General features: G+C 59.8%; 22 protein-coding genes. 13 read left to right on the plus strand and 9 right to left on the minus strand.

The features are described from left to right. Positions 1-8: 8 nt before the first annotated feature. The 3 genes from msrA to sfsA form a co-directional block, all read right to left on the minus strand. Positions 9-683, minus strand: a complete 675-nt coding sequence (msrA, locus tag NW833_RS00125) for a peptide-methionine (S)-S-oxide reductase MsrA (RefSeq protein ID WP_414393463.1) — start codon at positions 681-683, stop codon at positions 9-11. A gap of 81 nt (positions 684-764) precedes the next feature. Then, positions 765-1550: an exodeoxyribonuclease III gene (xth, locus tag NW833_RS00130; RefSeq protein WP_414411142.1), complete on the minus strand. Its 786-nt coding sequence runs from the start codon at positions 1548-1550 to the stop codon at positions 765-767. 14 nt (positions 1551-1564) lie between these two features. Further along, positions 1565-2284 carry a DNA/RNA nuclease SfsA gene (gene sfsA, locus NW833_RS00135; protein ID WP_414411143.1) on the minus strand — a complete coding sequence of 240 codons (720 nt, stop codon included), beginning with the start codon at positions 2282-2284 and terminating at the stop codon, positions 1565-1567. Positions 2285-2467: 183 nt separating this feature from the next. Between sfsA and NW833_RS00140 the strand changes: the two genes are divergently transcribed. Further along, positions 2468-3064, plus strand: a complete 597-nt coding sequence (locus NW833_RS00140; protein ID WP_414393469.1) for an NYN domain-containing protein — start codon at positions 2468-2470, stop codon at positions 3062-3064. A gap of 187 nt (positions 3065-3251) precedes the next feature. Continuing rightward, on the plus strand, positions 3252-5597 hold the full coding sequence (locus NW833_RS00145) for an AAA family ATPase (RefSeq protein ID WP_414411144.1): 2346 nt from the start codon (positions 3252-3254) through the stop codon (positions 5595-5597). A 35-nt stretch (positions 5598-5632) separates the two neighbouring features. On the opposite strand, the gene cbiE is transcribed toward NW833_RS00145, so the two are convergent. Beyond that, positions 5633-6880 (minus strand): precorrin-6y C5,15-methyltransferase (decarboxylating) subunit CbiE, encoded by a 1248-nt coding sequence (gene cbiE, locus NW833_RS00150; RefSeq protein ID WP_414411145.1) that lies wholly within the window; start codon positions 6878-6880, stop codon positions 5633-5635. Positions 6881-6975: 95 nt separating this feature from the next. Next, complete coding sequence (locus NW833_RS00155) at positions 6976-7602, minus strand: cobalt-precorrin-8X methylmutase (protein ID WP_414411146.1); 627 nt, start codon at positions 7600-7602, stop codon at positions 6976-6978. Positions 7603-7757: 155 nt separating this feature from the next. Here NW833_RS00155 and NW833_RS00160 point away from each other — a divergent pair, with 155 nt between their 5' ends. Both NW833_RS00160 and ribH read left to right on the plus strand, forming a co-directional pair. After that, a complete protein-coding gene (locus NW833_RS00160) occupies positions 7758-8792 on the plus strand; it encodes an alpha/beta fold hydrolase (protein WP_414411147.1) in 1035 nt (344 codons plus the stop codon). Positions 8793-8935: 143 nt separating this feature from the next. Beyond that, a complete protein-coding gene (ribH, locus tag NW833_RS00165) occupies positions 8936-9514 on the plus strand; it encodes a 6,7-dimethyl-8-ribityllumazine synthase (RefSeq protein WP_414393477.1) in 579 nt (192 codons plus the stop codon). Here the strand turns inward: ribH and htpG are convergent. Both htpG and NW833_RS00175 read right to left on the minus strand, forming a co-directional pair. Then, complete coding sequence (gene htpG / locus NW833_RS00170; protein ID WP_414411148.1) at positions 9508-11367, minus strand: molecular chaperone HtpG; 1860 nt, start codon at positions 11365-11367, stop codon at positions 9508-9510. The two genes, ribH and htpG, sit on opposite strands and share 7 nt — an antisense overlap. A gap of 164 nt (positions 11368-11531) precedes the next feature. Further along, on the minus strand, positions 11532-12875 hold the full coding sequence (locus NW833_RS00175; RefSeq protein WP_414411149.1) for an LCP family protein: 1344 nt from the start codon (positions 12873-12875) through the stop codon (positions 11532-11534). 139 nt (positions 12876-13014) lie between these two features. On the opposite strand from NW833_RS00175, the gene NW833_RS00180 reads away from it, so the two are divergent. The 4 genes from NW833_RS00180 to NW833_RS00195 all read left to right on the plus strand — a co-directional run bounded on the left by NW833_RS00180 (position 13015) and on the right by NW833_RS00195 (position 16074). Then, positions 13015-13692 carry a 4'-phosphopantetheinyl transferase family protein gene (locus NW833_RS00180; RefSeq protein ID WP_414411150.1) on the plus strand — a complete coding sequence of 226 codons (678 nt, stop codon included), beginning with the start codon at positions 13015-13017 and terminating at the stop codon, positions 13690-13692. Between the two features lie 72 nt (positions 13693-13764). Further along, on the plus strand, positions 13765-14214 hold the full coding sequence (locus NW833_RS00185; protein WP_414411151.1) for a sulfocyanin-like copper-binding protein: 450 nt from the start codon (positions 13765-13767) through the stop codon (positions 14212-14214). Between the two features lie 268 nt (positions 14215-14482). Beyond that, positions 14483-14761: a hypothetical protein gene (locus NW833_RS00190; RefSeq protein WP_414393485.1), complete on the plus strand. Its 279-nt coding sequence runs from the start codon at positions 14483-14485 to the stop codon at positions 14759-14761. A gap of 89 nt (positions 14762-14850) precedes the next feature. Further along, a complete protein-coding gene (locus NW833_RS00195) occupies positions 14851-16074 on the plus strand; it encodes a glycosyltransferase (RefSeq protein ID WP_414411152.1) in 1224 nt (407 codons plus the stop codon). Between the two features lie 13 nt (positions 16075-16087). Here the strand turns inward: NW833_RS00195 and NW833_RS00200 are convergent, their stop codons facing one another. Beyond that, complete coding sequence (locus NW833_RS00200) at positions 16088-17950, minus strand: peptidoglycan D,D-transpeptidase FtsI family protein (RefSeq protein ID WP_414411153.1); 1863 nt, start codon at positions 17948-17950, stop codon at positions 16088-16090. A 464-nt stretch (positions 17951-18414) separates the two neighbouring features. Between NW833_RS00200 and NW833_RS00205 the strand changes: the two genes are divergently transcribed. The 4 genes from NW833_RS00205 to NW833_RS00220 all read left to right on the plus strand — a co-directional run bounded on the left by NW833_RS00205 (position 18415) and on the right by NW833_RS00220 (position 21967). Then, positions 18415-19464, plus strand: a complete 1050-nt coding sequence (locus NW833_RS00205) for a tetratricopeptide repeat protein (RefSeq protein ID WP_414411154.1) — start codon at positions 18415-18417, stop codon at positions 19462-19464. 114 nt (positions 19465-19578) lie between these two features. Further along, the gene (gene ilvN, locus NW833_RS00210; protein ID WP_414393495.1) at positions 19579-20103 is read left to right on the plus strand and encodes an acetolactate synthase small subunit; all 525 of its coding nucleotides are present in this window, start codon (positions 19579-19581) and stop codon (positions 20101-20103) included. Between the two features lie 30 nt (positions 20104-20133). Next, a complete protein-coding gene (locus NW833_RS00215; protein WP_414411155.1) occupies positions 20134-20730 on the plus strand; it encodes a hypothetical protein in 597 nt (198 codons plus the stop codon). Between the two features lie 202 nt (positions 20731-20932). Continuing rightward, complete coding sequence (locus NW833_RS00220; protein ID WP_414411156.1) at positions 20933-21967, plus strand: glucokinase; 1035 nt, start codon at positions 20933-20935, stop codon at positions 21965-21967. 23 nt (positions 21968-21990) lie between these two features. Here NW833_RS00220 and NW833_RS00225 read toward each other — a convergent pair whose 3' ends face one another. Next, the gene (locus tag NW833_RS00225) at positions 21991-22560 is read right to left on the minus strand and encodes an NUDIX hydrolase (RefSeq protein WP_414405538.1); all 570 of its coding nucleotides are present in this window, start codon (positions 22558-22560) and stop codon (positions 21991-21993) included. A 113-nt stretch (positions 22561-22673) separates the two neighbouring features. On the opposite strand from NW833_RS00225, the gene trpE reads away from it, so the two are divergent. Next, entirely contained in the window at positions 22674-24191 is a 1518-nt protein-coding gene (trpE, locus tag NW833_RS00230; protein ID WP_414411157.1) for an anthranilate synthase component I, read from the plus strand. The last annotated feature ends 7 nt before the right edge of the window (positions 24192-24198 follow it).

Genomic DNA, 24198 nt, shown 5'->3' on the forward strand with positions numbered 1-24198 from the left:
CTCTCTCTCTAAGGAGAAAGGTCGGGGGTGAGGAGCTCCGGCAGCGGTACCCCAGTTCCCCCCAGGCCGCAGTAGCCGCGCGGGTTTTTGGCGAGGTACTGCTGGTGGTAGTCTTCGGCGTAGTAGAACTCTGGAGCCTCCAGGATCTCAGTGGTGATGGGGCCGTAGCCGTGGGCGCTCAGGACTTGCTGGTAGAGGTCGCGGGTTTTTTCCGCCAGCTCCCGCTGGGTCTGGGAATAGACGTAGATGCCGGAGCGATACTGAGTGCCCACATCATTGCCCTGGCGCATCCCCTGGGTGGGATCGTGGTTTTCCCAAAACACTTTCAAGAGCTGGAGGTAGCTAATCTGGCTGGGATCGTAAACCACCCGCACCACCTCGTTGTGGCCAGTCAAGCCGGTGCAGACCTCTTCATAGGTGGGGTTGGGAGTATACCCGCCCGCATAGCCCACTGCAGTGGTATACACCCCAGGCAACTGCCAAAACCTGCGCTCCGCTCCCCAGAAGCAGCCCATGCCAAACATGGCTAGCTCCATCCCCTCGGGAAAAGGGGGCTTCAGGGGCGTGCCCTTGACGTAGTGCCGGTTAACGATTGCCATTGGCTCGGAGCGGCCCGGCAAAGCCTCCTCCGGGGTGGGCAGGGTCAGTTTCTTGCTCAGTTTGCCGAAACCAAAGAGCGCCATGGCGGCAGCCCGATACATTCGTTAACGTCTACCAGCCTAGCGTAGATAGCCGCTGTTGTCTCAAGGGAGCAGCTTAGAGTTTTAGACTGCCAGCTCCACAACCACAGGGGCATGGTCGCTGGGCTTTTCTGCCCGCCGCGGCTCAACGTCGATCCAGCAAGCCGTAGCTTTGTCCTGAAGCAAGGGGGAAAGGTAGAGGTGGTCAATGCGCCAGCCCCGATTCTTCTGGAACCCCCCGGCCCGGTAGTCCCACCAGCTAAAATGCCCAGGGTCCGGGTTAAACTTGCGAAAGGCATCCTCAAAGCCCAAAGCCAGGATCTCCCGTAGGGCCTGCCGCTCTGGATCAGAAGCCATGATTTCTCCGGCTTTGCTGGGATCATAGATATCCCGATCTTCCGGGGCGATGTTGAAGTCGCCACAGAGCAGAATAGGCTGCCCTTGGTCGAGGGCCACCTGGAGGTAGTCTTTCAGGCAGGCCAGCCAGCGCAACTTGTAGGCGTACTTGTCAGATCCCACCGCCTCGCCATTGGGCACGTAGAGGTTGAGGATGCGGATGCCGCGGTAGAGGCCGCCGATAAGCCGCTTTTGCGCATCCAGCTCTGCGGCTGCTGGCAGCAGGGCAGCAAAGCCCCGCTCCACCTTTTCCGGCACCTCCCGGCTGACGAGGGCAACGCCGTTGTAGGCTTTCTGCCCGTACACCTCCACATGGAAGCCCCGCTCCTCAAAGGGGGCACGGGGAAACTCCGCATCCACCACCTTGGTCTCCTGCAGGCAGAGCACATCCAGGGATCCCTGCTTGTCCAGCCAGGCCAAAACCTGGGGCAGGCGGCTGCGGATGGAGTTGACATTCCAGGTGGCTACTTGCATCCCAGAAGGTTCTCTCAAGCCACAAGCTTAGCTAGGCCCAGGGGGCGGATTCCTTGCGGCGAAACCTCGACCCGGTAGGGCAGCACCTCAACTCCCGCCTGCAGGGCCTGGTGAAACAGACGGGCATAGCGGGGATCCCGTTCTGCTCCGGGGGCAAACTCGGTGCAATCGGCGCGGTTAATCCAATACAGCAGCAGAGCCCGCTGACCCTGTCGGCGGATCTCCATCAAGTCTTCCAGGTGTTTTTGACCGCGAGTCGTCACGGTATCGGGAAAAAGGGCACAGGATCCAACAGCCCAGGTTGTATTTTTAACCTCCAGGTAGGCACAGCCGCCCGGCCCCTCCAAAAGAAAGTCCATCCTGCTTTTGCCCCAGACCGCTTCCCGCCGCCAGCGGGAAAACTGAGCCAGTTGAGGAAACCAGCCCTGCTGCAGCCCCCATTCCACTAGGCGATTGGGTAGGCCAGTGTTGATCCCTACCCACACCTCCCCCACTTGGATCATCTCCCAGGTGTAGGCCAGCTTGCGCCTGGGATCGGGGTGATAGGAGAGGCAAACGGGTGCCCCCACCTGGCAAACTCCCGTCATCGGGCCGGTGTTGGGGCAGTGGGCAGTTACCTGTTGCCCATTTTCCAGCTCCACCTCGGCAAAGAAGCGCTTGCAGCGGCCGCGCAACACGCCTTTGAGTAGGGGAATGGGGAAACGATAGGGTGGCGGGCCCTCCTGCCCAGGCATCTGCAAGTGCCCTCCAGCTAAGTATTTTTTCTTTAGGATTTTGGAAGTCTTCCAGGGGGGAGCGATCTTCTACGCTAGGGTAATGGCGTAAGCTAGGGCTCTCATGGGCCGATGCCTTGCTCCCCTGATTTTAATATCCTACCTTTTCTATCCCTTGGCCAAAACTTGGAGAAGAAAACTCGAATGTTGCGTCTTGACCCTGACCCTGGCTTTCAGCTTCCGGAGCCTTTTCAGGACAACCGCGGGCGCGTAGCCATCTTCATTGACGGGGCCAACCTCTTCTACGCTGCCCTGCAGATGGGCATTGAGATTGACTACACCCGCCTCCTGAAGACGCTCACCGGCCGTTCTCCCCTTCTGCGCTCCTTTTTCTACACCGGCGTCGACCGCAACAACGAAAAGCAGCAGGGGTTTTTGCTCTGGATGCGCCGCAATGGCTTCCGTGTGGTTACCAAAGAGCTGACCCAACTCCCCGATGGATCCAAGCGGGCCAACCTAGATGTGGAGATTGCCGTGGACATGTTGTCGCTGGTGCGCTGGTATGAGACAGCGGTGCTGGTAAGCGGCGACGGGGACTTGGCCTATGCTGTCAATGCTGTCAGCTACCAGGGAGCACGGGTAGAGGTGGTTAGCCTGCGCTCTATGACCAGCGATCAGCTCATCAACTTGGCGGATCGCTACATCGACCTGGAATCCATCAAGGACTACATCAAGAAAACCAACCGTTCTTCCTATCTCTACCGAGGGGGAGTTAGCAACGACGAAGAGGACGAGGGCTAGAGCCCTAGGAGGCCCACCACTCCCCAGCCCTCCTGCCATTCTAGGCAAATGCCCACCTGGCTTCCTAGCCCCTCTGCTGGGAAGCTAGGTGTTTTCCGTATGGGTTACTCACCTCCTAGCCCCCCCTGCCCATTCAGAAATTACAATGGGGCATCTAGCTCATTAGTGTTCCAGGATCTCTCTTTCCATGAGCTACTTGGTTATTGACACCGAGGGCAACCCTAACCTTGAAGAGATTGCCATTGTCGACAGCAGCGGTAAGCTTGTTTACCACGCCCATACCCAGGAATACTCGCCTGGCCACCCCCAGCCCAAGCCTTTAGCCCAGATTGTTGCGGACCTACGGCGTTTGGCCCAAGGTAAAACCCTCGTTTTCCACCACGCAGAGCACGACCTAAAAATCCTTAAACAAGCCTTTGAGCAAGCTAACCAAGAGTGGCTTTCTAACCCCGTTTTTTGCACTTGGCTAGCTGCCAAGGAATGTTTCCCCAACCTCCCCAGCTACAGTCTAGAGTATCTTAGCAAACATCTTAGTATCCAACTGGAGAGCGGCTATTTCAACTCCAAACTGGCCCACGACGCCAGCTACGATGCTCTTTTTACCTATCACCTCTATCGCCACCTCACCCACGCTCAGCTCAAAGCTCAGAATATTCCCAACCCCTTTGCCAGCAGTAGAGTTGACAATCCCTTTCAGAGTTATCCCGACGAGGCTACCATCTATCAGTCTCAGTACCAGCAACTCACAGCCGTTCTCCAGGACATTCAACGGGATCCCAACCACCAGAGCCGGGGCGTTGTCCTACTGGGGGAACCTGGATCCGGCAAGACTCACCTAATCATGCGGGTGGCCCAAAACCTGCTGCGCCACAACCGTCTCCTGTTTATTCCTCAGCCCACCCATCCCGACAACATCTATCACCACATCTACAGCCACACCCTGGAATCCCTGCGAGAACAAGTTGATGCTCGTCACCATACTCAGCTTGATTATCTCGTTGCCAAAAGCTTTGTGGAAATCTTGAAAACTTCCCCCCAAACTTCAAAAAATGAGAAGCTTCTCTCTATTCTCACTGCGGATCCCCTTAATCTCTTTCATTGCCTAGGAGCAGAAGGCAGCGAGCGTCGTCAGCAATGGCAAGCCATTGAAAAACTGGTTCTGCGCTGGTGGGCAGAGCAAAACTTCCTTACCGGTTCCACCGAAAACATTCTCAAGGGCATCATCAAATACTGCAGCTACAGGGATCCCAACCGCCGTCACCAGATCATCCGCTGGCTCAGCGGTACCGACCTGGATCCTGAAGAAACCAACTTGATTGGGTTGCCCCCTTGGAGTGCAGATCTGGATCGCAACACCTTTGCCCTAGAAGGGATGAAAGTCATCGGCAGGCTTTCGCTGCTCGACCAGCCCCTGATCATTGTCTTCGACCAATTGGAGGCTCTGGGCCGAGAGGAAAATCGAGATATCCTTCTCAACTTTGGCGATGCTCTAAAAGAGCTTTTTACCCGTATTCCCAACAGTCTGTTTGTCCTTAATTTGTTTCCTGATCGTTGGCAACATTTCCAAACCCAATTTGACCGGGCTACCGTCGATCGCCTCTCCCAAACCGTCCTCTCCCTAGATCTCCCCTCTCTTCCCCAGCTTCAAGCCCTTCTCCAGAGCCGCCTGCCTTCAGGGATCCACCTCCAAGCTCTCTTTACCGCCGATGACCTGAGCGATATTCTTGGCCAACCCTCCATTCGGGCCATTCTCAATCGGGCCTCAGCCTACTATCGCCACTACATCAACGGGATCCCTCTCCCTCCCCAGGTGCAAGTTGTACCCACTGCCAGCAATCTAGCCGCCCGTGTCCAGCGGCTCGAAACTGAGCTGCAAACCCTCAAACAACTGCTCATCCCCCTTCTGCCTGCCCAGAGTCTTGTTGCTGTAGCTCCGCCTCTCCAGCCACCCAGCCTCTCTGAGGATCTTGCCGAAGTCTTGGAACCCTACCTCCGTGATACCGAGGCCCAGCTTCGTGCCAGCTATCCCCAAGAGGCGATTATGGACAGCACAGCTGATATCGGCAAATTGCGCACCATCGTCAATGCCCTGCAAGGGATCCATCCTGTCCCCATGAGCACCCTGAAGCTGGGCAAACGCAAACTTCCAGATCACCTCTATTTCTCCGCCCAGAAGCGGGTGATCGCCTTTATCCAAGTGGGTCCCAGCAGCATGTATGGACAGCTCAATAACTTCAACCAATTGGTGATTGCTCACCCTGAGCTTCAGTTTCTTTTGCTGCGGGATGCCCGCCTCAAGCCTCCTTCCAAAACGGCTACCGCCACCCAAGCGGCCTTGGCTGCCCTCAACAACAGCCCTAATGGCAAGTATGAGCTGCTCACCAAAGAGGATCGCATTCACCTGGAGCTGATGTACAGAATGATCACCGACATCCAAAACCGCGACTTGGAGCTAGACCTGACCTCAGCCGTTCGGTACTATCTTGAGCATAGGGATCCCCCCCTTATCGCCTGGATCCTAGGCTGTGCCTAAGCCTTCCCTGAACTCTCTCCCATTCAGTCGAGGGCTTAGTGGAACTTCGAGGTGGAAGGGATTGCTTGCAGCAGGTAAACGGGGTTAAGGGGGGAAAAGCGAGTGCCCTCAGCCAAGGCCGTGGAGCGGGAGATCTGGACATGTTCCACTCGCACCTGCCAGCCCTGTGAGCGCAGCCACTGCAGGGTTTCGCTGCAGGTTTCTAGGGTGGCGAAGTTGGCCACCAGGATCCCTCCAGGCCGTAGGCGGGGCGCCACTGTGGGCAGGAGCTGGGGGATCCCCTTTCCACCTCCTCCCAGCAACACCCGATCCGGATCCGGCAGGTCAGCCAGCACCTGAGGCGCTGCCCCTGGGATTGCCTGCAGGTTTTCCAGACCAAAGCGTTGGCGGTTGCGCTGGATGAGACAAATGCCCATGGCGTTGCGCTCGATGGCATAGACCTGGAGCTGGGAAGAGAGGCGGGCGATCTCCACAGCCACTGAGCCTGTGCCAGCCCCGATATCCCACACCACCCCCTGTCGCGGCAATTGCAAGGCTCCCAGGGTGAGGAGGCGGATGGGCTGCTTGGTGATTAGGCCGGGCTGGTCGGGAAAGGTGTGGAACTGGTCGTCCGGGATCCCAACCAAAGGCCAGCGGCTGGGATCCGGTTCCGGCTCAACGCGCCGCAGCACCACCAGGTTAGGGCTGGGGAAGGCAGAGTTCTCCCCTTCCTGTAGGGGCACGATCTGCTCCTGGAGGGATCCCAGTTGGCTGCATACCCAGGCCTGGTAGCGCACTGGCAGCCGCAGGTCGGCAATGAACTGGGCCAAGCTGGCTGGTGTGTGCTCTGGATCGGTGAGCACTACAACTACAGGGGATCCCTGTTTGAGAACGGGTTCCAACTGCTCCATTCCCCGCCCATGCAGGCTGAGGATAGTGGCCTCCTGCCAGGGGATCTGTAGGCGGTTGAGGGCCAACTGTACCGAGCTCACCTGGGGATAAAAAGCCAACTGCTCCCTCGGGAAATACTGGGTCAGCAGGCGCCCAATCCCAAAAAACAGCGGATCCCCGCTGGCCAACAAGACCAGAGATCCCTGCGCTAGCTCCTGCTGCAGAAGCGGGATCCAACTTTCCACTGACCCGGTCAGCGGGATCTTGCGGGCTGGATGGTCAGCAAAGTGCTGGAGTAGGCTAGGAGGCCCGGCCAGGACTTTGGCCTGCGAAAGGGGTGGGATCCCCCAGGAAGCCACCGAGCCATCTCCGGCTACCCCTACAACTGCAAGCTGAGGCAACTGGCTCGCCATCTAGCGTTCGACAGGCGGGTGTACTGGCGTATGGGGTTTCCTGCATTTCTATCGCGGCGAGATTCCTGGATGGCCTTCCCAGCTCGTCCCCAATTCTAGCCCCGGCGGGCAGCCAGCAGCAGGGCATTGACAATGGCGGCAGCCACTGGGGATCCCCCTTTACGGCCCTCCACCCGAATCTGGGGAACCTCTGTCTGGGCCAAGGCTTGTTTTGCCTCTTCTACTGCCACAAAGCCCACCGGCACCCCAATCACCAGGCTGGGCCGGACCCGCTGTGCCCGAATCTCTTCCACCAGCGCCAGCAGGGCTGTGGGCGCGTTGCCGACGACAAAGATTGCCTCTGGGTAGCAGCGGGCCACCTTGATCATCCCTTGAGCGGTGCGGGTTTGCCCCACCTCGAGGGGCTCTTCCACCCAGTCCAAGGCGCAGTGGAGCGGAATCCCCTGGGCCTGCAGACCAGCTTGGATCCCGGCGGCTACCATCCTCACATCCACCACCACTGGTCGTTTTTGCCGCAGGGCCGCTAGCCCCGCCTCAACCGCCGTGGGGCTGAACACAAAGCGATCCCGGAGCTCGAAGTCAGCAGTGGCGTGGATAGCGCGGCGCACGATCTCATAGGGGATCCCCTGCCAGGGGTGGGGGCCGATCTCTTGGTCAATCTGGCGAAAGCTGGCTGCTGTAATCAGGTCTATCCAGGCCGTCTCGTCGGTTTTCTCGCTCATCGAATCTGCAAGTAGAGCTCAAGCGAAGACTACTGGCGGGCGGAAGCTGGGCGGAGCCTCTAGTCCCCAAAACGCCCCGTTAGTCCACTCTAGACGCTCCGAAGAAGCGGCCATGATTGGTCTATTCTGATGGAGGTGGCTTGTTCGCTCCTTCCTTGCACACACCCAACTCCCTTTCTATTCCCTCCGCGCCGGGATCCCTACCTTCCCCGTCCCAGGCAGTCGACAGCAGAGATCCCCTCTCGGGCCTGCCTCGCTACGGCCACTCTCAAACCTGGCTTTGGCGCGGCTGGCCGGTTCACTTCACCTACACTCCTAGTCGCGCCCAAACTCCTGCAGGCCAGGTAAACTTGGTGGCGGCGCCGGCTCTTTTAATCCACGGCTTTGGCGCCTCCGTCGGCCACTGGCGCCACAACATCGTCCCTCTAGGATCCCAGCGCCCTGTCTACGCCCTTGACTTGCTGGGATTTGGCAAGAGCGCCAAGCCGGAGATCGCCTACAGCGTCGATCTCTGGGTGGAGCAGGTGTGCGAGTTTTGGCGCGTCCACATCCGCCAGCCTATGATCCTGGTTGGCCACTCCCTTGGCGGGTTGGTGGGGGTGATTGCGGCTGCCCGCTATCCCCAGATGGTGAGGGGCCTATGCTTGATTAGCTGCGCCGACGGGCCCCATCCAGAAGAACTGCCCCCTCCCTGGGATGCCCTAGTGCGAGCTTTCTGCGAGGGGATCCTGGCGCTGCTGGGCCCTCACCTCTTCAATTGGCTGCGACAGACTAAGGTGCTGCGGGCTTGGATCAAGAACGTCTACAAGCGCGATGAGCAAGTGGACGATGAGCTGGTGCGGATCTTCCAAACGCCAGCTTTTGACCCAGGAGCAGCCCACGTGTTCTTGGACAGCCTCAGGGCCATCCTCTGCCGCCCCTTCGATAGCCCCAAGCGGCTGCTGCCCACCCTCAAAATGCCCATTCTCCTCCTCTGGGGTCAAGAGGATCCGGCGGTACCCAGCTTTTTGGCGGATCAGTTCAAGCGCTGGCAGCCAGCTCTTACGTTGGTGAAGCTACCGGGGGTGGGTCACTGCGCCCACGACGAGCTGCCTCACTGGGTCAACACCCTCATCGGCGAGTGGGCCGCCAGCCTGGAGACATGTACCAGACTGCCGCGCCGTCCGGCCAGGGATCCCTTCCTGGCCTAGCTAGATCACTGGGGGAGGATGTCAATCTTGCTGCTCGATGGGCAGCTGCAGAACTATCCTCCTAAAGTGGGATGGCAAGAAGTATGTCAGGATGGAAGAGTGCAGCTTTGTAGCCTAGAGGAGGCCGCTTTTGGAGCAGCAAGATGGCAGTTTACGAGGGGAATTTTACGCAGACAGGCGATCTGCGTCTAGCTATCGTCATCAGTCGGTTTAACGATTTGATTGTGGGCAAGTTGCTGGAGGGGTGCCAGGATGCTCTGAGGCGGCATGGCCTGGATGTCAGCCCCGAGAGTCGCCAGGTGGACTACTACTGGGTGCCTGGCAGCTTTGAGGTGCCGCTGGTGGCCCACCAACTGGCCCAGTCCCGCCGCTACGATGCCATCATCTGCCTGGGGGCGGTGATCCGAGGGCAGACCCCCCACTTTGACTATGTGTCGGCAGAGGTGGCCAAGGGGATCGCGGCAGCAGGCTTTCGCACTGGCGTGCCGGTCATTTTCGGGATCCTCACGGCGGACACCCTGCAGCAGGCGCTGGAGCGAGCCGGGATCAAAAACAACAAAGGCTGGGAGTACGCCATGAGCGCCCTGGAGATGGCTACGCTCATGCGGCAAGTGGCTCCCCTTCTCCAAGAAAGTAGAAACGGCGCTGGCCCTCGTCCCCCCTTGCCTGGGGCAGCAGAAGCCCTGCAAGCAGGGGCAAGCTGGGAGAGTGCTGCCTACTGACGGCGGGTAAGCCGCGTCAGCACCTCGTTAGAGCGCTGCACGAAAGCCCGCGCCGCTGCCGGGTCGAAGCTTTTCTGGGTAATCAGCGCCAGGTCATAGATGTGGTTGCAGATAAGATTGACCAGCTCCGGATCCCGGCCCTCCTCGGCTAAAGCTTGCAGGTTCTGAATGAGGGGATGGGCAGTGTTGACCACTAAGGTGTGTTCTTCCAAAAACTCCATCGGCTTCTGTTGCAGGATGGCATTGAGCTCCTGCAAGCGCCGCAGGGTTTCCGGCAGCAGGATCATGGCCGGCACAGACTCGGACTTAAGGGCCTCAGCCTTGATCTGCAGCTTTTCTTTCCCCAGCGCCTGACGGAAAAGATCTACTAGCTTTTCACTACGGGTTTTCTGAGTTAGGGGGTCGACAAGCTCAGCAGCTTTGTCTTTGTTGATCAGGGCTTCATCCAACTCCGAGTCCACCCGCTTAAATTGGATCCCCTCTTCGCGATACTCTCGCTCCAGGAAGCTGCTGAAATGGCTGTCGATCCAGCTATCTAGCATGATGACCTCTAGGCCCTGGGAGCGGTGCAGGTCAATGTAGGCGCTCTGGGCTGCCTCGTCCGTGGCGTAGTAAACCCGCTTGTTCTGTTTCTCTCGCGTGCGCTCTAGGTATTCCTTGAGGGTCACGTACTCGGGTTTGTCGGCAGGAGATCCGGCCACTCGGAAGATGAGAATGTCCTTAATCTGGGCAAAGAATTTGTCGCTATTCATTGCCCCAAATTTCATAAATAGACTGATATCGGGCCAGACCCTGACGTACTTTTCGTAGTCTTCTCGGTAGAGCTCGTTGAGGCGATCCGCCACCTTTTTGGCTATGTGATCCCCAATGCGCCTGACAGTGCGGTTGTTCTGCAAAAAACTGCGGGAGACGTTGAGAGGAATATCGGGACTGTCGATGGCGCCGCGAAGGGGCAGGAGGAACTTAGGGATAACTTCCTCGCAGTTATCCTGCACAAAAACTTGGTTGCAAAACAGTTTAACTTGGCCCTTGGTGGGATCGATGTCCGGGCGCAGCTTGGGGAAGTAAAGGATCCCTTGCACAATGAAGGGGTAGTCCGTGTTGATGTGAACCCAGAAGTGGGGATCTTCCTGGAAGGGATACAGGTAGCGGTAAAACTCCAGGTAGTCCTCGTCTTTGAGCTCTGAGGGAGAAATCTTCCAGAGGGGCTTTTGCCGGTTGATAACCTCTCCATTGAGCTTGATGGGAACGGGAATAAAATCGCAGTACTTGCGCACCAATTCGCGGATGCGACTTGGATCCAGGTACTCCTCGCTATCGGGGGTTAGGTACAGCGTGACGGTGGTGCCGATAGCAGAGCGCTGGGAATCCGAGAGGGTAAAATTGGGGCTGCCGTCACAGGACCATTTCACAGGGGTGCTGCCGGGCTGGTAGGAAAGGGTGTCGATCTCCACCCGCTGCGCCACCATAAAGGAAGAATAAAAACCTAGGCCAAAGTGGCCGATGATCACCTGGTCAGCACCCTTGTCTTTGTACTTTTGAATAAACTCTTCAGCGCTGGAAAAGGCCACTTGGTTGATATATTTTTTCACCTCTTCGGCAGTCATGCCGATGCCAGTGTCGCTTACGGAGAGAGTCTTTGCCTCTTTGTTAAGCGCAATAACAATCTCTGGTTCTGGAGGCTCCGTCACTTCGCCGGCCAGCTTGGCCATTTTCAGCTTGGCAATAGCATCAGCAGCGTTGGAGATCAGCTCCCGCAAAAAGATCTCGCGATCCGAGTAGAGAAACTGCTTGATGATGGGAAAAATATTTTCCGTGTGGACAGTGATGGCTCCTTGTTCCAAGACGGCCATAGGCAGCTTGTCACTCGAACCAGCTTAGTTCCAATTTACCAAGAAGACTGAGCCTCAAGCCTTGCCCACTACTATGCATGACCTTCGTAGGCCCCAGTAGAGCGGCCTTGTGCTCTGCCGTTTAGGGCAGCAGGGCAATAAATCTGCACTCAAACCAGCTGGCCCTAGAGGCTCTGAGCTTGGTTCCTACCGAGGGTAAGCTGCTCCACCCAATCTTGACCTAGGCGAATGGTGACGTCGGAGTTGAGAACTCCCGTGGACTCCACCCGCAGCTCCCCTAGCCCAATGGCAGCGCGAACCTGCTTAGCCCCCTCCCGATCCCCACTTTGGGCAAGGATCTCGGTGCGCGGCAACACCTGGGGGCTATCCTCGACGGCAAAAGCTTGGGCATAGCCCTGTCTAACCAGTTCTTGCACCATGCGGCGGGCCATCCCCGGCTTGCCGGTAGCGTTTTGCACGGCTATGCGCAGGTGTTGCGGCGGGATGGGGGTCACTTCCGCCTCTAGGCCAAAATGGGCGGCGGCCACACGGCGGATCCCGGCCAGATCCGGCAGCCAGTAGCTGGTGGCAAATTCTCCCGCCTGGCTGAAGCGGCCCGGCAACAGCACCAGATCCATGCGATCCCTGCCGTAGGTGAGAAGGAATTTGGCCAAGCTCAAGACTTCTTCCCAGGTGAGGTTGGTATCCAAGTGGGTGCGGACAACCTGCAAAACCTTTGGGATGCGCAGCCAGACGGCGGGGGAGAGCAGTTCCCGGCTGAGGGCCCGCAGCAGCTCCTGTTGCCGTTGCACCCGGCCAATATCTCCTAACCCCAGCTGGTCGTGGCGAAAGCGGGCAAAGTGGTGGGCCTGTTTGCCGTTGAGGCGGTGCCAGCCGGGTTGTAGGGTAATGAACAACTGCTGCGTACGATCCACGTAGTGCATGGGCTCCGGCACGTAGACCTCTACGCCACCCACCGCGTCAATCAGCGCTTCCAGGGCTTCGGTATTGAGGCGGACGTAGCGGTCAATCGGGATCCCGCCCAGCAACTGGCTTACCACCTGAGCTGTTAGGGCGGGGCCTCCCACCACGTTGGCGGCGTTGATCTTGGCCACGCCGAAGCCGGGCAGGCGCACACGGGTGTCGCGGGGGATCGACAACACGGTAATCCGCCGCGCCTGGGGGTCAAAGCGGGCCAGAAGAATGGTATCAGAGCGGGTGTTGAAGCGGTCCTGATCCCCTGTTCCCGAGAGGGCGGGATCTGGCCTGTCGAGGCCCAGAATGAGGATGTGCAAGGAGCGATCTAGAGCAGCAGCGCGCAGGGCATTCGGTCGAAAGGCTGCCTGTTCCTCAGCACTTAGGGAAGGGGGAAGGATCGGGCGGGGCAGTATGGCCGCCAGGAAGGCCCCAGCAGAGCCGGACAAAATAGCCGTAAAGCCCAGCAACAGCCAGGGGATCCCTTGGCAAATAGCCTGTTGTCGAGCGGCGCGAACAGGGCCGGGGCGGGGTGGGTAGTGAAAGGAAGACATTAGCTCGAGCCGGGCCTTGGGAACACGTCTAAAGGAAGTACTGTCTAGGTGGTGTTGCCAACCATGCCAGCTCAAGGCCATGTTACCCCATTCGCAACCTCTCGAGCTGTCTAGGTCTCAAGAGGGTGGAAGGGTAAGATTGCGGCAGCCGCTGCTGGAGCTGGAAAAGCCGGAGATCCACCTGTGGCTACAGGCAGTGCCCCCTCTGGAGGTGTTGCTTCCTCGGCTTGAGCTGCTCTCCCTCGAGGAACGGCAGCGGGCGGGGCAATTGCAACTGGTGGAGGATCGGCGCCGTTTTCTGGCTGGCCGCTTGTTGCTGCGAACTTTGCTTAGCCACTATAGCGGCATTCCGCCTCAAGCCATCTCCCTCGACCGCACGGTTACCGGCAAGCCCTACTGGCGGGATCCACCTCTGCCGCTGCAGTTTAACCTCAGCCACTCCCACCAGTGGATCCTGGTTGGCTTGGCGCTGCACCGTCGAATTGGCGTGGACTTGGAGCGGATCCGACCTGTGCCCCGCTGGCAGCGCATTGCCCGCCGCTACTTTTCTGCTGCCGAGCAAGCTTACCTCCTAGCCTGCCCACCGCCAGAGCGAGATGCGGTTTTTTTGCAGATGTGGACCCAAAGAGAGGCTCTCCTAAAAGCCGTGGGTGTGGGCCTAGCCGGTGCCAGAAGGTTGGCCAGGGATCCCGGCTGGCTAACCTTGCCTCTGGGGGTTGCCGATGGCTACGTTGCAGCGGTAGCGGTGGAATGGGAGAGGGGAACAGCCGAAGAGGCGCCCCCAACTGTGCGGCTTGGCCAAGTACCCCCTGGCTAAAGTTGGGGGTTGCCTGCCCCGTTTTTCGTGAATTGCTATCTTAGGTTTCCAGGCGGAGTTTCCCTGTTGGGTATGCTGCGTGGGCTGCGCTATCTCCTGCTAGTGAGCTTTTGTCTGTGGATGTTGAGCAGCGGGATCTCCTGGCCGGCGTGGGGACGGGATCTGTCGCGGCAAACGCCCCAGGACAAGGCAGTCGAGCTGGGCACGGTTGACAACCAGTTGGTATTTGCGCCTAAGGAGCTCTTTTTTCGCAATGGCAACCTCTACCGATTGCGCTTGAGCAACCCCAGCCAATTGAAGCACTACTTCAGCGCCAAGGACTTTGCCGATGCTGTTTGGACACGCAAACTGGAAGTGGCTGGCGTGGAAATTAAAGGCCAGGTCCGAGAAATTGAGCTCAAGCCGGGCGCGTCGGTGGAGTGGCAGTTTATCCCCCTCAAATCTGGGGTCTACTCTCTGGCTTGCACCATCCCTGGTCACGCAGAAGCCGGCATGATTGGCCAGATCACCATTGGCGACTAGGCGGCTCCCTGGGCTGGCCGGTTAAAGGAGAGAAAGACGTTGCCGAGCAAATGATGAACCATCCTCTCCTGCCTAGGGTGCGACGCTGGATGCAACAACCGCAGGCGGCGTCTGCTCGCAAAGCCCAGCCCTCTCTTTCTGAGCAGCTCCCCTTCACAGCTGTCCACGGGATCCGCTGCTACAACGAGCCACAGTTGACGGTTGGCAGCCGCTCGCCGCAGACGTTTATCGCCCCTGCAGTGGAGGCGGTTGGCAAGAGGCCGGCCCCTTGCCCTACGTTTCGGTTCAGTTGCTCTCTCTGCCCACCCAGCTCTACCTGCGCCAACTACCGCCCACAGATAGCAACGGGCCAGAGGGCCCTCTGCAACCCCTTGGCGGCTTAGCCATGGCGCAGCTCCTCCTCGACTGGCAGGCCAAACAAACGCTCATCGAGGCTTGCGAGAGCCCAACTCTGCCGCGGCCTAGATCCCGCTCCCTTCGACGGGATCTTCCTAGGCAAGCTGGGCAGGTGGAGAACTGTCTAGCTCTGGGGGTTATCCCCCGATAGGATAGGGGATTAGCACTTTGGTGGCGCGGGGCGGTGTTTCCGCGCTCCTGCTTAGGATTCTCCTCGATGTTTTTTGGATGGCCTGCTGAATGCCTCAGGGAACTCTTACTTCGTCCGACCATCCCCAAGCTTCGACAGTCCCTATTCAAATCCCGCCGCTCTCTCAGCCCACCTCTGTCCAGCTTTCGCTGGTTGTTCCCACCTACAACGAGGCCTCCAGCATCTGCAGCCTGATCCGGCAGTTGTGTGCCCATCTGGACAAAATCCTACCTGGGGCCTACGAGCTGATCGTGGTGGATGACAATAGCCCCGATTACACCGCCAAAGTGGCCCAGGAACTGCAAGAGGAATTTCCCCAACTGCAGGTTATCTGCCGAGACCACGAACGGGGGCTGGCCACGGCGGTGTTGCGGGGATGGCAAGCGGCCCGCGGCGAGGTCCTGGGGGTGATGGATGGGGACTTGCAGCACCCGCCGGAGATTGTTCTCAAGCTGTGGCCTGCCATCCAAGAGGGAGTAGACCTGGTGGTGGGCAGCCGCTACGCGGAGTCGGGGGGAGTGAGCCACTGGAACCTGGGCCGGCGCCTCGTCTCCCGGGGGGCCCAGTGGATTGGGCTGATGCTACTTCCTGGGGTTTTTAGGCGGGTGTCGGATCCTCTCAGCGGGTTGTTTCTAGTTAGACGCCAGGCTATTGCCGGGATCCCGCTCAGTCCCAAAGGCTACAAGCTGCTAGTTGAGGTGCTGGCGCGGGGCCGGGTGAAGACCATTGCTGAAGTTGGCTACATCTTTCAGGAGCGCCAAAACGGCGAGAGCAAAATCCAACTGCAAACCTGCCTCCAGTATCTCCACCACCTCATTGCGCTGCGCTTTTCGCTAGGTCAAGTGGGATCCTTTTTGCGCTTCAGCATGGTTGGACTGTCCGGCACGTTTGTGGATATGACATTGCTGTATCTGTTCCACGATCCCCGCAACTTAGGGTGGGATCTGGCTATCAGCAAACTTATCGCCTCTGAGGTGGCCATCCTCAATAACTTCCTCTGGAACGACCTGTGGACCTTTCGCCATGTCACTCGGCTACAGCCAGGCCTCTGGAATCGTCTGCAGCGACTGGTCAAGTTTAATGTCATTTGCTTGATTGGCCTGCTGCTCAACTCTTTGTTGTTGATCTTGCTAAGCGAGCGCCTGGGCATTCACTATTTGCTCGCTAACTTGATCGCAATTGGTATTGTTGTATTTTGGAACTTTTATCTCAACGCTAAACTGAGCTGGCGGGTGGCAGCACCAAGGTCAGATGCCCATGGCAGCCAGTCCTGATCCCAGCCTTTTCCTATGGGGAATTGGGGCGGATCCCTTCTAGGGCAATGATCTCCTGGATCACCGAGCGAACCACGGGAGCTGCTGTCGTCGATCCAAAGGCATCTTCCCCCTTTGGCTCGTCGATCACAGCCAAAATCACATACTGAGGACGAAGGGCTGGGAAATAGGCCACAAAACTGGTGATGCGCTTGCCGGGCAAGTAGCCCCCCTGCGGCCCGACTTTCTGCGCTGTGCCCGTTTTACCGCCGATCTCATACCCCTCGACCTTGGCCGACTGCCCAGTGCCAAAGTCCACCACATCCCGCATCTGGATGCGCACTGCCAGCGTGGCCTCTTCCGAGAGCACCCGCACTGGCGCTGGCCGGGGGGGGCCCCAAACCAGGGTGTCGGTATCCCTCTCCACTAGGCCGCGCACCACATGGGGCCGCACCTTTAACCCGCCGTTGGCGATGATGCAGTGCAAGGCGGCTAACTGCAGAGGAGTGAGAGCCAATCCCTGGCCAAAGGCGACGGTAGCCCGCTCCACTGGCACGGTTACAAATTGCCGCAGGGGCTTCAGGCGGCTGGGCGGCTCGAAGGGCAGATCGACACCGCTGCGGTCGTTCAATCCCAGCCGTAGGAGGGCATGGTGGTACTGGCGGGGATCCAGCTTTTGCATCAGGTGCACCATACCCACGTTGCTGGACAGGCGCAGAATCTCGGTAACGCTTAGCCAGCCATGGGCACCCCGCTGGCGGTAGTCGTGGTTTTGGATGGGCCAGCGGCCAATCCAGATCCGCCCTGCGTCGTAAACCCGCTCGCTGGCGGTGAAGGCCCCGGCATCGAGCCCAATGGCGATGTTGATAGGCTTGAAGGTGGATCCCGGCTCGTACAAGTCTGTAACGGCCCAGTTGCGAAAAAGGGCAGGGTCGTACTCGAAGTAGCGGTTGGGATCGTAGGTGGGCTCGCTCACCAAGGCGAGGATCTCGCCAGTGTGGGGCTGCAAAACAATCACCGTGCCCCGCAGCGCCTGAAACCGTTCCATCTGGGCTTTCAAAGCAGCGCGGGCAGCCCGCTGCAGGCGCATGTCTAAGGTCAGTTGCAGCACCGTCTCGCCGGATTGCAGCAGCCTTTCCGGCACCTCGGCAGCCAACAACTGGCCGTAGCCATCTCGGGGAATGGTAACTGGCTGAACTGTCCGCTCCAGCAGTGCCTGTTGAGAATATTCCACTCCTGCCTGGCCGCGGTGGTCTAAATCCACATAGCCCACCACCTCGGCAGCCATCTCCTTTTGGGGATAAACCCGCTGCCGCTCGCTCACCAGCTCCAGGCCGTCCAGGTACAGAGCCTGAATTTGCTCCGCCACTTCTGGCGCCAGCCAGCGCTCCAGCCGCACCGCATGGTTAGCCGACAACTGCTGGGTCAATTGCTCAACTGGCCGCCGCAGCAGAGGGGCTAGAGCCGTGGCAATCTCCTGCGGAGTGCGCCTGCCAAAAAGGCGGGGATGGGCCCAAAGGGTATAGGCAGGGCGATCTACGGCCAACAGCTCCGCCTGCTGCCGAGCTACGGAGTGGCGATCCACGATCGAACGGCGAGGGAGGAAGGGTCGGAGGTGGGCCCGCTGCTGAGCCTCGGCCCGCTGCTGTAGGGTTGGCCCTTGGTAGTGTTGCAAGTAAACCAAACGCGCCCCCGCTCCCAAGAAAGCGACGGCCAAAGCCAAGCCCACCGCCGCAAGGCGAAAGTTCAGTTGTCGGGCCGTCGGGATCCGATCCTCCCAAAGCCACGCCAGCTGCCGTTCCTTAGCTCGGTGGCGGCGCCAGCGGGCAAGTTGCCGGCTGCTCTGGCTATTCTGTAAAGGCTGCCGGCCCAAGCCAGTCCTCGACTTGTCTTCCACTGCTGCCTTTGGGTAGATACCACCGTCAGTTTGACGCCCATCTCCTCCTCTGGCCAGCGTTTTACCGGGCGGGTGTCAGGATACCAGAGCAGGGGGCTCTCGTTCGCAACAGGGGTGCGGAGCACCTTTGCTACTTTGTGGCACACTGGGCAGCGTTGCCAACAAATCTAGCGTTGCCAACAAATCTTCTGACTTAACGTGGAGTAGCTGAGCTAGTGGGCCGGCAGCTACCTCTCTTCGGTAGGTATTTTGCCTAAGCTAAGGTTGGCATCAAGAGTAAGGGGCAACTCCCGTCAGCTCGACAGGAAGTGACGTCTGTGGAGACCCCCCTAGCCGGCTGGTAGGTGTAGAGTCTACTACCAGCTACAGGTCGTGGAAGCAGGAAGAAGGCAGAAACGCGGCAAGCAATGCCCTGCCATAAATTTTGTTATCGTTTCGCAGGTCTTTCAGGGCGGCGGAATACCATGCTCAAAGCCTACACCTCTGCTGGCCTGCGCCTTGGGGTTGCCGCTGAGTTGCTGCGGGGGAGCCTGGCCAGTTGGCACCAGGATCGCCTCTTGGCGGTGATGGGCCTGGCCAGCGCAGCGGCGATTTCTGCCTTTACTCGCCCGGCCATCTTGGCCTACAACCGCGCTCGCGAACGGTGGCTCAACCGGGATCTGCTAGGGGCCCTGCAGCAGCTTACCCTGGCGCTGCAACGGGATCCCCGTCTAGCCAACGCCTACCTCCTGCGGGGACAGATCCGCCTCGAACTGGGTCAGCTTGCCCAGGCCCTGGAAGACTTCGACCAGGCTGCCCAGTTGATCCCCCGTCGCTCGGAACCCTGTTTCTACCGCAGCCTCATTTACCAAGCGCGAGGGGATCTGCAGGGGGCAACCGCCGAGTTGACCAAGCTAGTACGGCTGCATCCCAGCCCTACTTACCATCTCCGTCTGGCTGAGCTGTACCTGCAGCAGGGATCCCTACCTTCAGCGCTGGCTCACTTGGATGAGGCAGTTGCGCGGGATCCCACCTGGGCGCTCGCCTATGCCTGCCGTGCTCAGGTGTACGGCTACCTGGGGGAGTGGGAGGCGGCTGTAGCCGACTGGTCCCAGGCCATCCGCTGGGATCCCTGCCCAGCCCATTACTACCGGCGGGGGATCGCCTACGCCTGGGCCGATCGCTACCTCGAAGCGATTGCCGACCTCAGCCGTAGCCTAGAGGCAGAGCCCGGCCAGCCCTGCGCTCTCTACCTCAGGGGCAATCTGCTCTACGAGCTGGGGGAGCTTGGGGCAGCCCTCGACGACTACGACCAGGCCTTTCGCCTGGAGGCCAGCGGCATTCCCCTTGACCTTGCCGACGAGTACGGCCTCTACGCGAGGGGACTGGCCTACCGGAATATGGGAGACCTCAAGACTGCCATTGCCAGCTGGCAAGCCGCCTTGCACCCTGGCCACCAGCGCCACAACCGGGTTCTGCAAGAGCAGGTGCAGCGCGCTTTGCGCCAACTCCAGGATGAGGATGGAGATCCTTAGCACGGCTGAGCTCAATTCGGCAAGGCTCGAGGATCCCTCCTGGCAGCTGTGGAATTGGGGTAGGATTTGTACAAGGCCATCGCCTACTTCCCGCCACTCTCCTCTGCGGTTGCCGTGAGACATACCCTTAGCGCTCTTGTGCAGGATCAGCCCGGCGTCTTAACCCGCATTGCCGGCATGTTTGCCCGGCGGGGCTTCAATATCGACAGCCTCACCGTTGGCCCTACTGAACGGCCTGGGATCTCCCGCATCACCATGGTGGTGCAGGGAGACGAGCACGATGTGGAGCAGCTAACCAAGCAGCTCTACAAGCTCATCGAGGTTCTGAAAGTAACGGATATTACCCACGTCCCCTGTGTAGAACGGGAGCTGATGCTGGTCAAGGTCAATGCCAGCATCGAAACCCGCTCTGCCATCATGGACGTGGCGCAGATGTTCCGGGCCCGCATCGTCGATGTGGCGGAAGAGTCTTTAACTTTGGAAGTCACCGGGGATCCGGGCAAAATGGCCGCCATCATCAAAATGTTGACTAGCTTTGGCATTCGGGAGATCGCCCGCACGGGTCTAGTGGCGCTCACCCGCGAGTCGGGAGTCAATACCGAGTACCTGAAGCAGCACCCCAGCGCTGCTATGGTCTAACGGACTTGGCCAAGCTGCCGGGAAGAGGAGATGCCTAGGGAGAGGGCCACGGCAAAAGCCGCAAGCAACCGTGGCAGGCGTTGTCTACTCAGCCTCCTGGCCCTTGCCCTGGTGGGGCTCCTAGCAGGCTGCGCTCCCCAGCCACCCCAGTCTGTTGTCCAACAGGCCCTGACCTACCAGATTGCTCACCTGTCGGAGCCAGTAGCCTCGCTGGTGGGCAGTGACCGCTTGGCAGCCCATCTGGAAGTGCAGGATGTTCGCATTCGCCGGGATCGCCGGGAGACGGGGCTGCGGGTAGCAACCGGGGAAAAACTAGAGATCCACCACCTCAGCGGCACCTATACCCTGAGGGTGAAGCCACCGGGATCCCGCCGCCCCTACCGCCGCAAAGGCGATCCCTTTCAGCTCACCTTGGCCCGCCAACAAGTCCAATCGGCGGGGTCTCAAGGCCTAACTGAGCGATGGCTGTTGGCCTCTAGCTCCCCCGAGGGCAAGGGGTGGGAAGTCGTCGATTTCTTGCCCCCTGGGCAAGCAGAGGCACCCTCCCCTGCGTCAGCTGCGTCTCCAGCCGGTCAAACGGCGTCGCCTGCTGCCACTCCTGCCGTGCCTCAGAGGGAGCCAAACTAGGTGCCAAGGCGGGCAAAGCGTTGCCGCCACTTCAGCATGGGCCAGAGCGGCTCCCAACGCAGCCAGCCCCGGTTCCGCCAGCCAGCTCGGGGTAACCCTGGCATGGGCAAGAGACCTTCCCACCTCTGGATTCCGACGTCCATTGCCAGAGCCCTGCCGAAAATGGCAGGGTGGAATGGGCGCGCTGCTCGGAGAAGGCCCCATGGAGTTGCTGCTGGCCGGAGATGTTGGGGGCACCAAGACCAGCCTCAGTCTGGTCAAGGCCGAGGATCCCGAGCACAGCCTCTACAGCCGCCGCTACGCCAGCCAAAATTACTCCAGCCTTACCCCCCTGGTGCAGGAGTTTCTGGCCCAAGCTCGGCAGGAGCTGGGGTGGGATCCGCAGCCGGCTGCTGCTTGTTTTGCCGTGGCCGGCCCAGTGGTGGAGGAGAAAAGCGGCGGACAAAGGGCCAAAATCACCAACCTGTCCTGGAGCTTGCACTCAAGCCAGTTGACGGCAGAACTGGGGATCCCGCGCCTGGCCTTGATCAACGACTTCAGCGCCGTAGGCTATGGCGTGCTAGCCCTGCACGATGCGGATCTGGAGACTCTGCAAGCGGGGGAGCGGCAGCCGCGGGCACCCATTGGCGTCATAGGGGCGGGCACGGGGCTGGGGCAGGCCTACCTCACCTGGGGAGAGGGCGGCTACCAGGTCTATCCCAGCGAGGGAGGCCATGTGGATTTTCCCCCGCGCACTCCTCTGGAATGGGAGCTGCTGCAGTATTTGCAACAGCGATACGGGCGTGTCTCCACCGAGCGGGTGGTCTCCGGCCAGGGGATCGTAGCCATCTACCAGTTTTTGCGGGATAGTCGCCGGGCCCAGGGAGAGGAGCAAGGGTTAGCCCAGGTTGCCGCCTGGGAAAGAGGAGCCAGTGGGATTGATCCAGCCGCCCACATTGCCACTGCCGCCCTCGAGGGAGGGGATCCTCTAGCTATGGAGTGTTTGCGGCTGTTTATTAGCCTCTACGGAGCGGCTGTTGGCAATTTTGCCCTGCACCTATTGCCCCGGGGTGGGCTGTTCCTTGCCGGTGGGATTGCCCCCAAGCTCTTGCCCCTGTTGCGCCAGGGGGAGTTTCTAGCGGCATTTTTGGACAAAGGGCGAATGCGGCCGCTGTTGGAACAGCTGTCGGTGCAGGTGGTGCTTAACGAGCAGGTGGGTTTGAGGGGGGCCGCCCGCCATGCTGCCACCTTGCTGTAGTCCTCCTCTTTCGCTGCGGGGGATTAGCTCCCAGCGGCACTGACCCCCTTTTCCGAGGCCAAAAACAGCTGAGCCCGCCAAAAGCAGGCAATGGATTTGCTGTCCAAATCGAGGCCAAAACGAGCTTTCTCTGTAAGTTCAGCCGGGGAAAACTCGACAACAGTAATGTCTTCGTCTTCATCCCTTGCCGGAGGAGAGTCCAGCACTTCCAGATCCCGCGCCAGATAGGCGTACATAATCTCGCTGGAATAGCCGGGGCAGAGATAAAACTGGCCAAGTGAATCCCAGCGGTGGGCCCGCAGGCCGGTTTCCTCCTCCAGCTCGCGGCGAATGGTTTCGTCTGGATGTTCTCCCGGCTCGACCGTACCCGCTGGAAATTCGTAAAGGTAGGAGGCGACGGCAAAGCGATACTGGCGAATGCAGACAAACTTGCCCTCGGCAGTCACTGGCACAGCCACCACGCCCCCGGGGTGGATGAGGTACTCCCGCTCCCCCTCTGTGCCGTTGGGAAAGCGCAGACGCTGGCTGACGAAGGTGTACTTGTGGCCCTGAAAGCGCAGGCGCTCGCGGAGGACTTGCGATGGGATTTGCATGGCCAAGATTTCCCAAGAGTAGAGCCGCTCCTAGCTTAGTGGTTTCCGGCCCTGTTGCCAGGGATCCACTGTGGGATACAGTCGGGGAAAGCAGGGATCCCAACGGGCAAGCCATGATTTACCCTCCCCTGAAAGAGTTTCTTGCCCTCACGGGTCAGGGCAACTTCATCCCGGTGTACCAGGAATGGGTGGCGGATTTGGAAACGCCTGTCTCTGCCTGGTACCGCGTCTGCGCCGGGCAGCCCTACAACTTTCTGCTGGAATCAGTGGAGGGAGGGGAACAGGTGGCCCGCTACAGCTTCCTCGGCTGCGATCCCCAGTGGGTGCTGGAGGTGCGCGGGGATCAGGCTTGGCAAATCCACCGCGATGGGCATCGGGAGCAGCATCGGGGGGATCCCTTTGCCATCTTGGCCCGCTGCCTAGAGCCCTATGAGCCGGTGCACCTGCCGGAGTTGCCCAGCAGCATTGGCGGGCTCTTTGGCTACTGGGGCTATGAGCTCATCCGCTGGATTGAGCCCAAGGTGCCCATCTATCCCCTGCAACCAGAGGACCCTCCCGACGCCATCCTGATGCAGGTGGACAGCATCCTCATCTTCGACCAGGTCAAGCGCAAGATCTGGGTGGTGGCCTTTGCCGACACGCGCCGGCAGCCAGCGGAGCAGGCCTACGCCCAAGCCTGCCAGCGGGTGGAAAAGTTGGTGCAGCAGCTCAGCGCCCCCCTGGCGCTATCCCACCTCAGCCTCAACTGGAAGCCCCACTTGCCGGATCAGATCCCCCCCAGCACGCTCAGCCGCGACGCCTACTGCCAGGCCGTGGAGCGGGCCAAAGAATACATCCGCGCCGGCGAGATCTTTCAGGTTGTGCTCTCGCAGCGCTTCACCACTCCCTTTGCCGGCGATCCCTTCCGGCTTTATCGCTCCCTGCGGCTCATTAACCCCTCTCCCTACATGGCATTTCTGCAGTTTGGCGATCTTTGCCTTGTCGGCTCCAGCCCAGAGGTGATGGTCAAGCTCAGCCGCGTTGGGGAAGAGCGCCTTGCCACCGTTCGTCCCATTGCCGGCACCCGCCCTCGCGGCGCTACCCCTGCCGAAGACCGCCAGTTGGAGCAGGAGCTGTTGGCGGATCCCAAGGAGCGGGCGGAACACGTGATGCTGGTGGACTTGGCCCGCAACGACCTGGGCCGGGTCTGCCGCCTGGGATCCGTGCAGGTGGACGACCTAATGCGGATTGAGCGCTACAGCCATGTGATGCACATTGTCAGCAACGTGGTAGGGCAGTTGGATCCCCGCTACAGCGCCTGGGATCTGCTGCGGGCCACCTTTCCTGCGGGCACGGTTACCGGCGCTCCTAAGATCCGCGCCATGCAGATTATCCACGAACTGGAAGGGTGCCGCCGCGGCCCCTACGCTGGCGCCTACGGCTACTACGACTTTGCCGGCCAACTGAACACCGCCATCACCATCCGCACCCTCCTGGTTCACCGCGGCCAGGTGAGTGTGCAGGCGGGGGCGGGCATTGTGGCCGACTCGGAGCCGGAGCGGGAGTACCAAGAATGTTTGAACAAAGCGCGGGGCATGCTCATGGCTGTAGCCAGTTTGCAGGAAAGCCAGGGTGGCGCAGGGCCGCTTTAGCGCTGCT

The organism is Synechococcus sp. O70.1 (assembly GCF_047462215.1).
GTDB lineage: Bacteria > Cyanobacteriota > Cyanobacteriia > Thermostichales > Thermostichaceae > Thermostichus.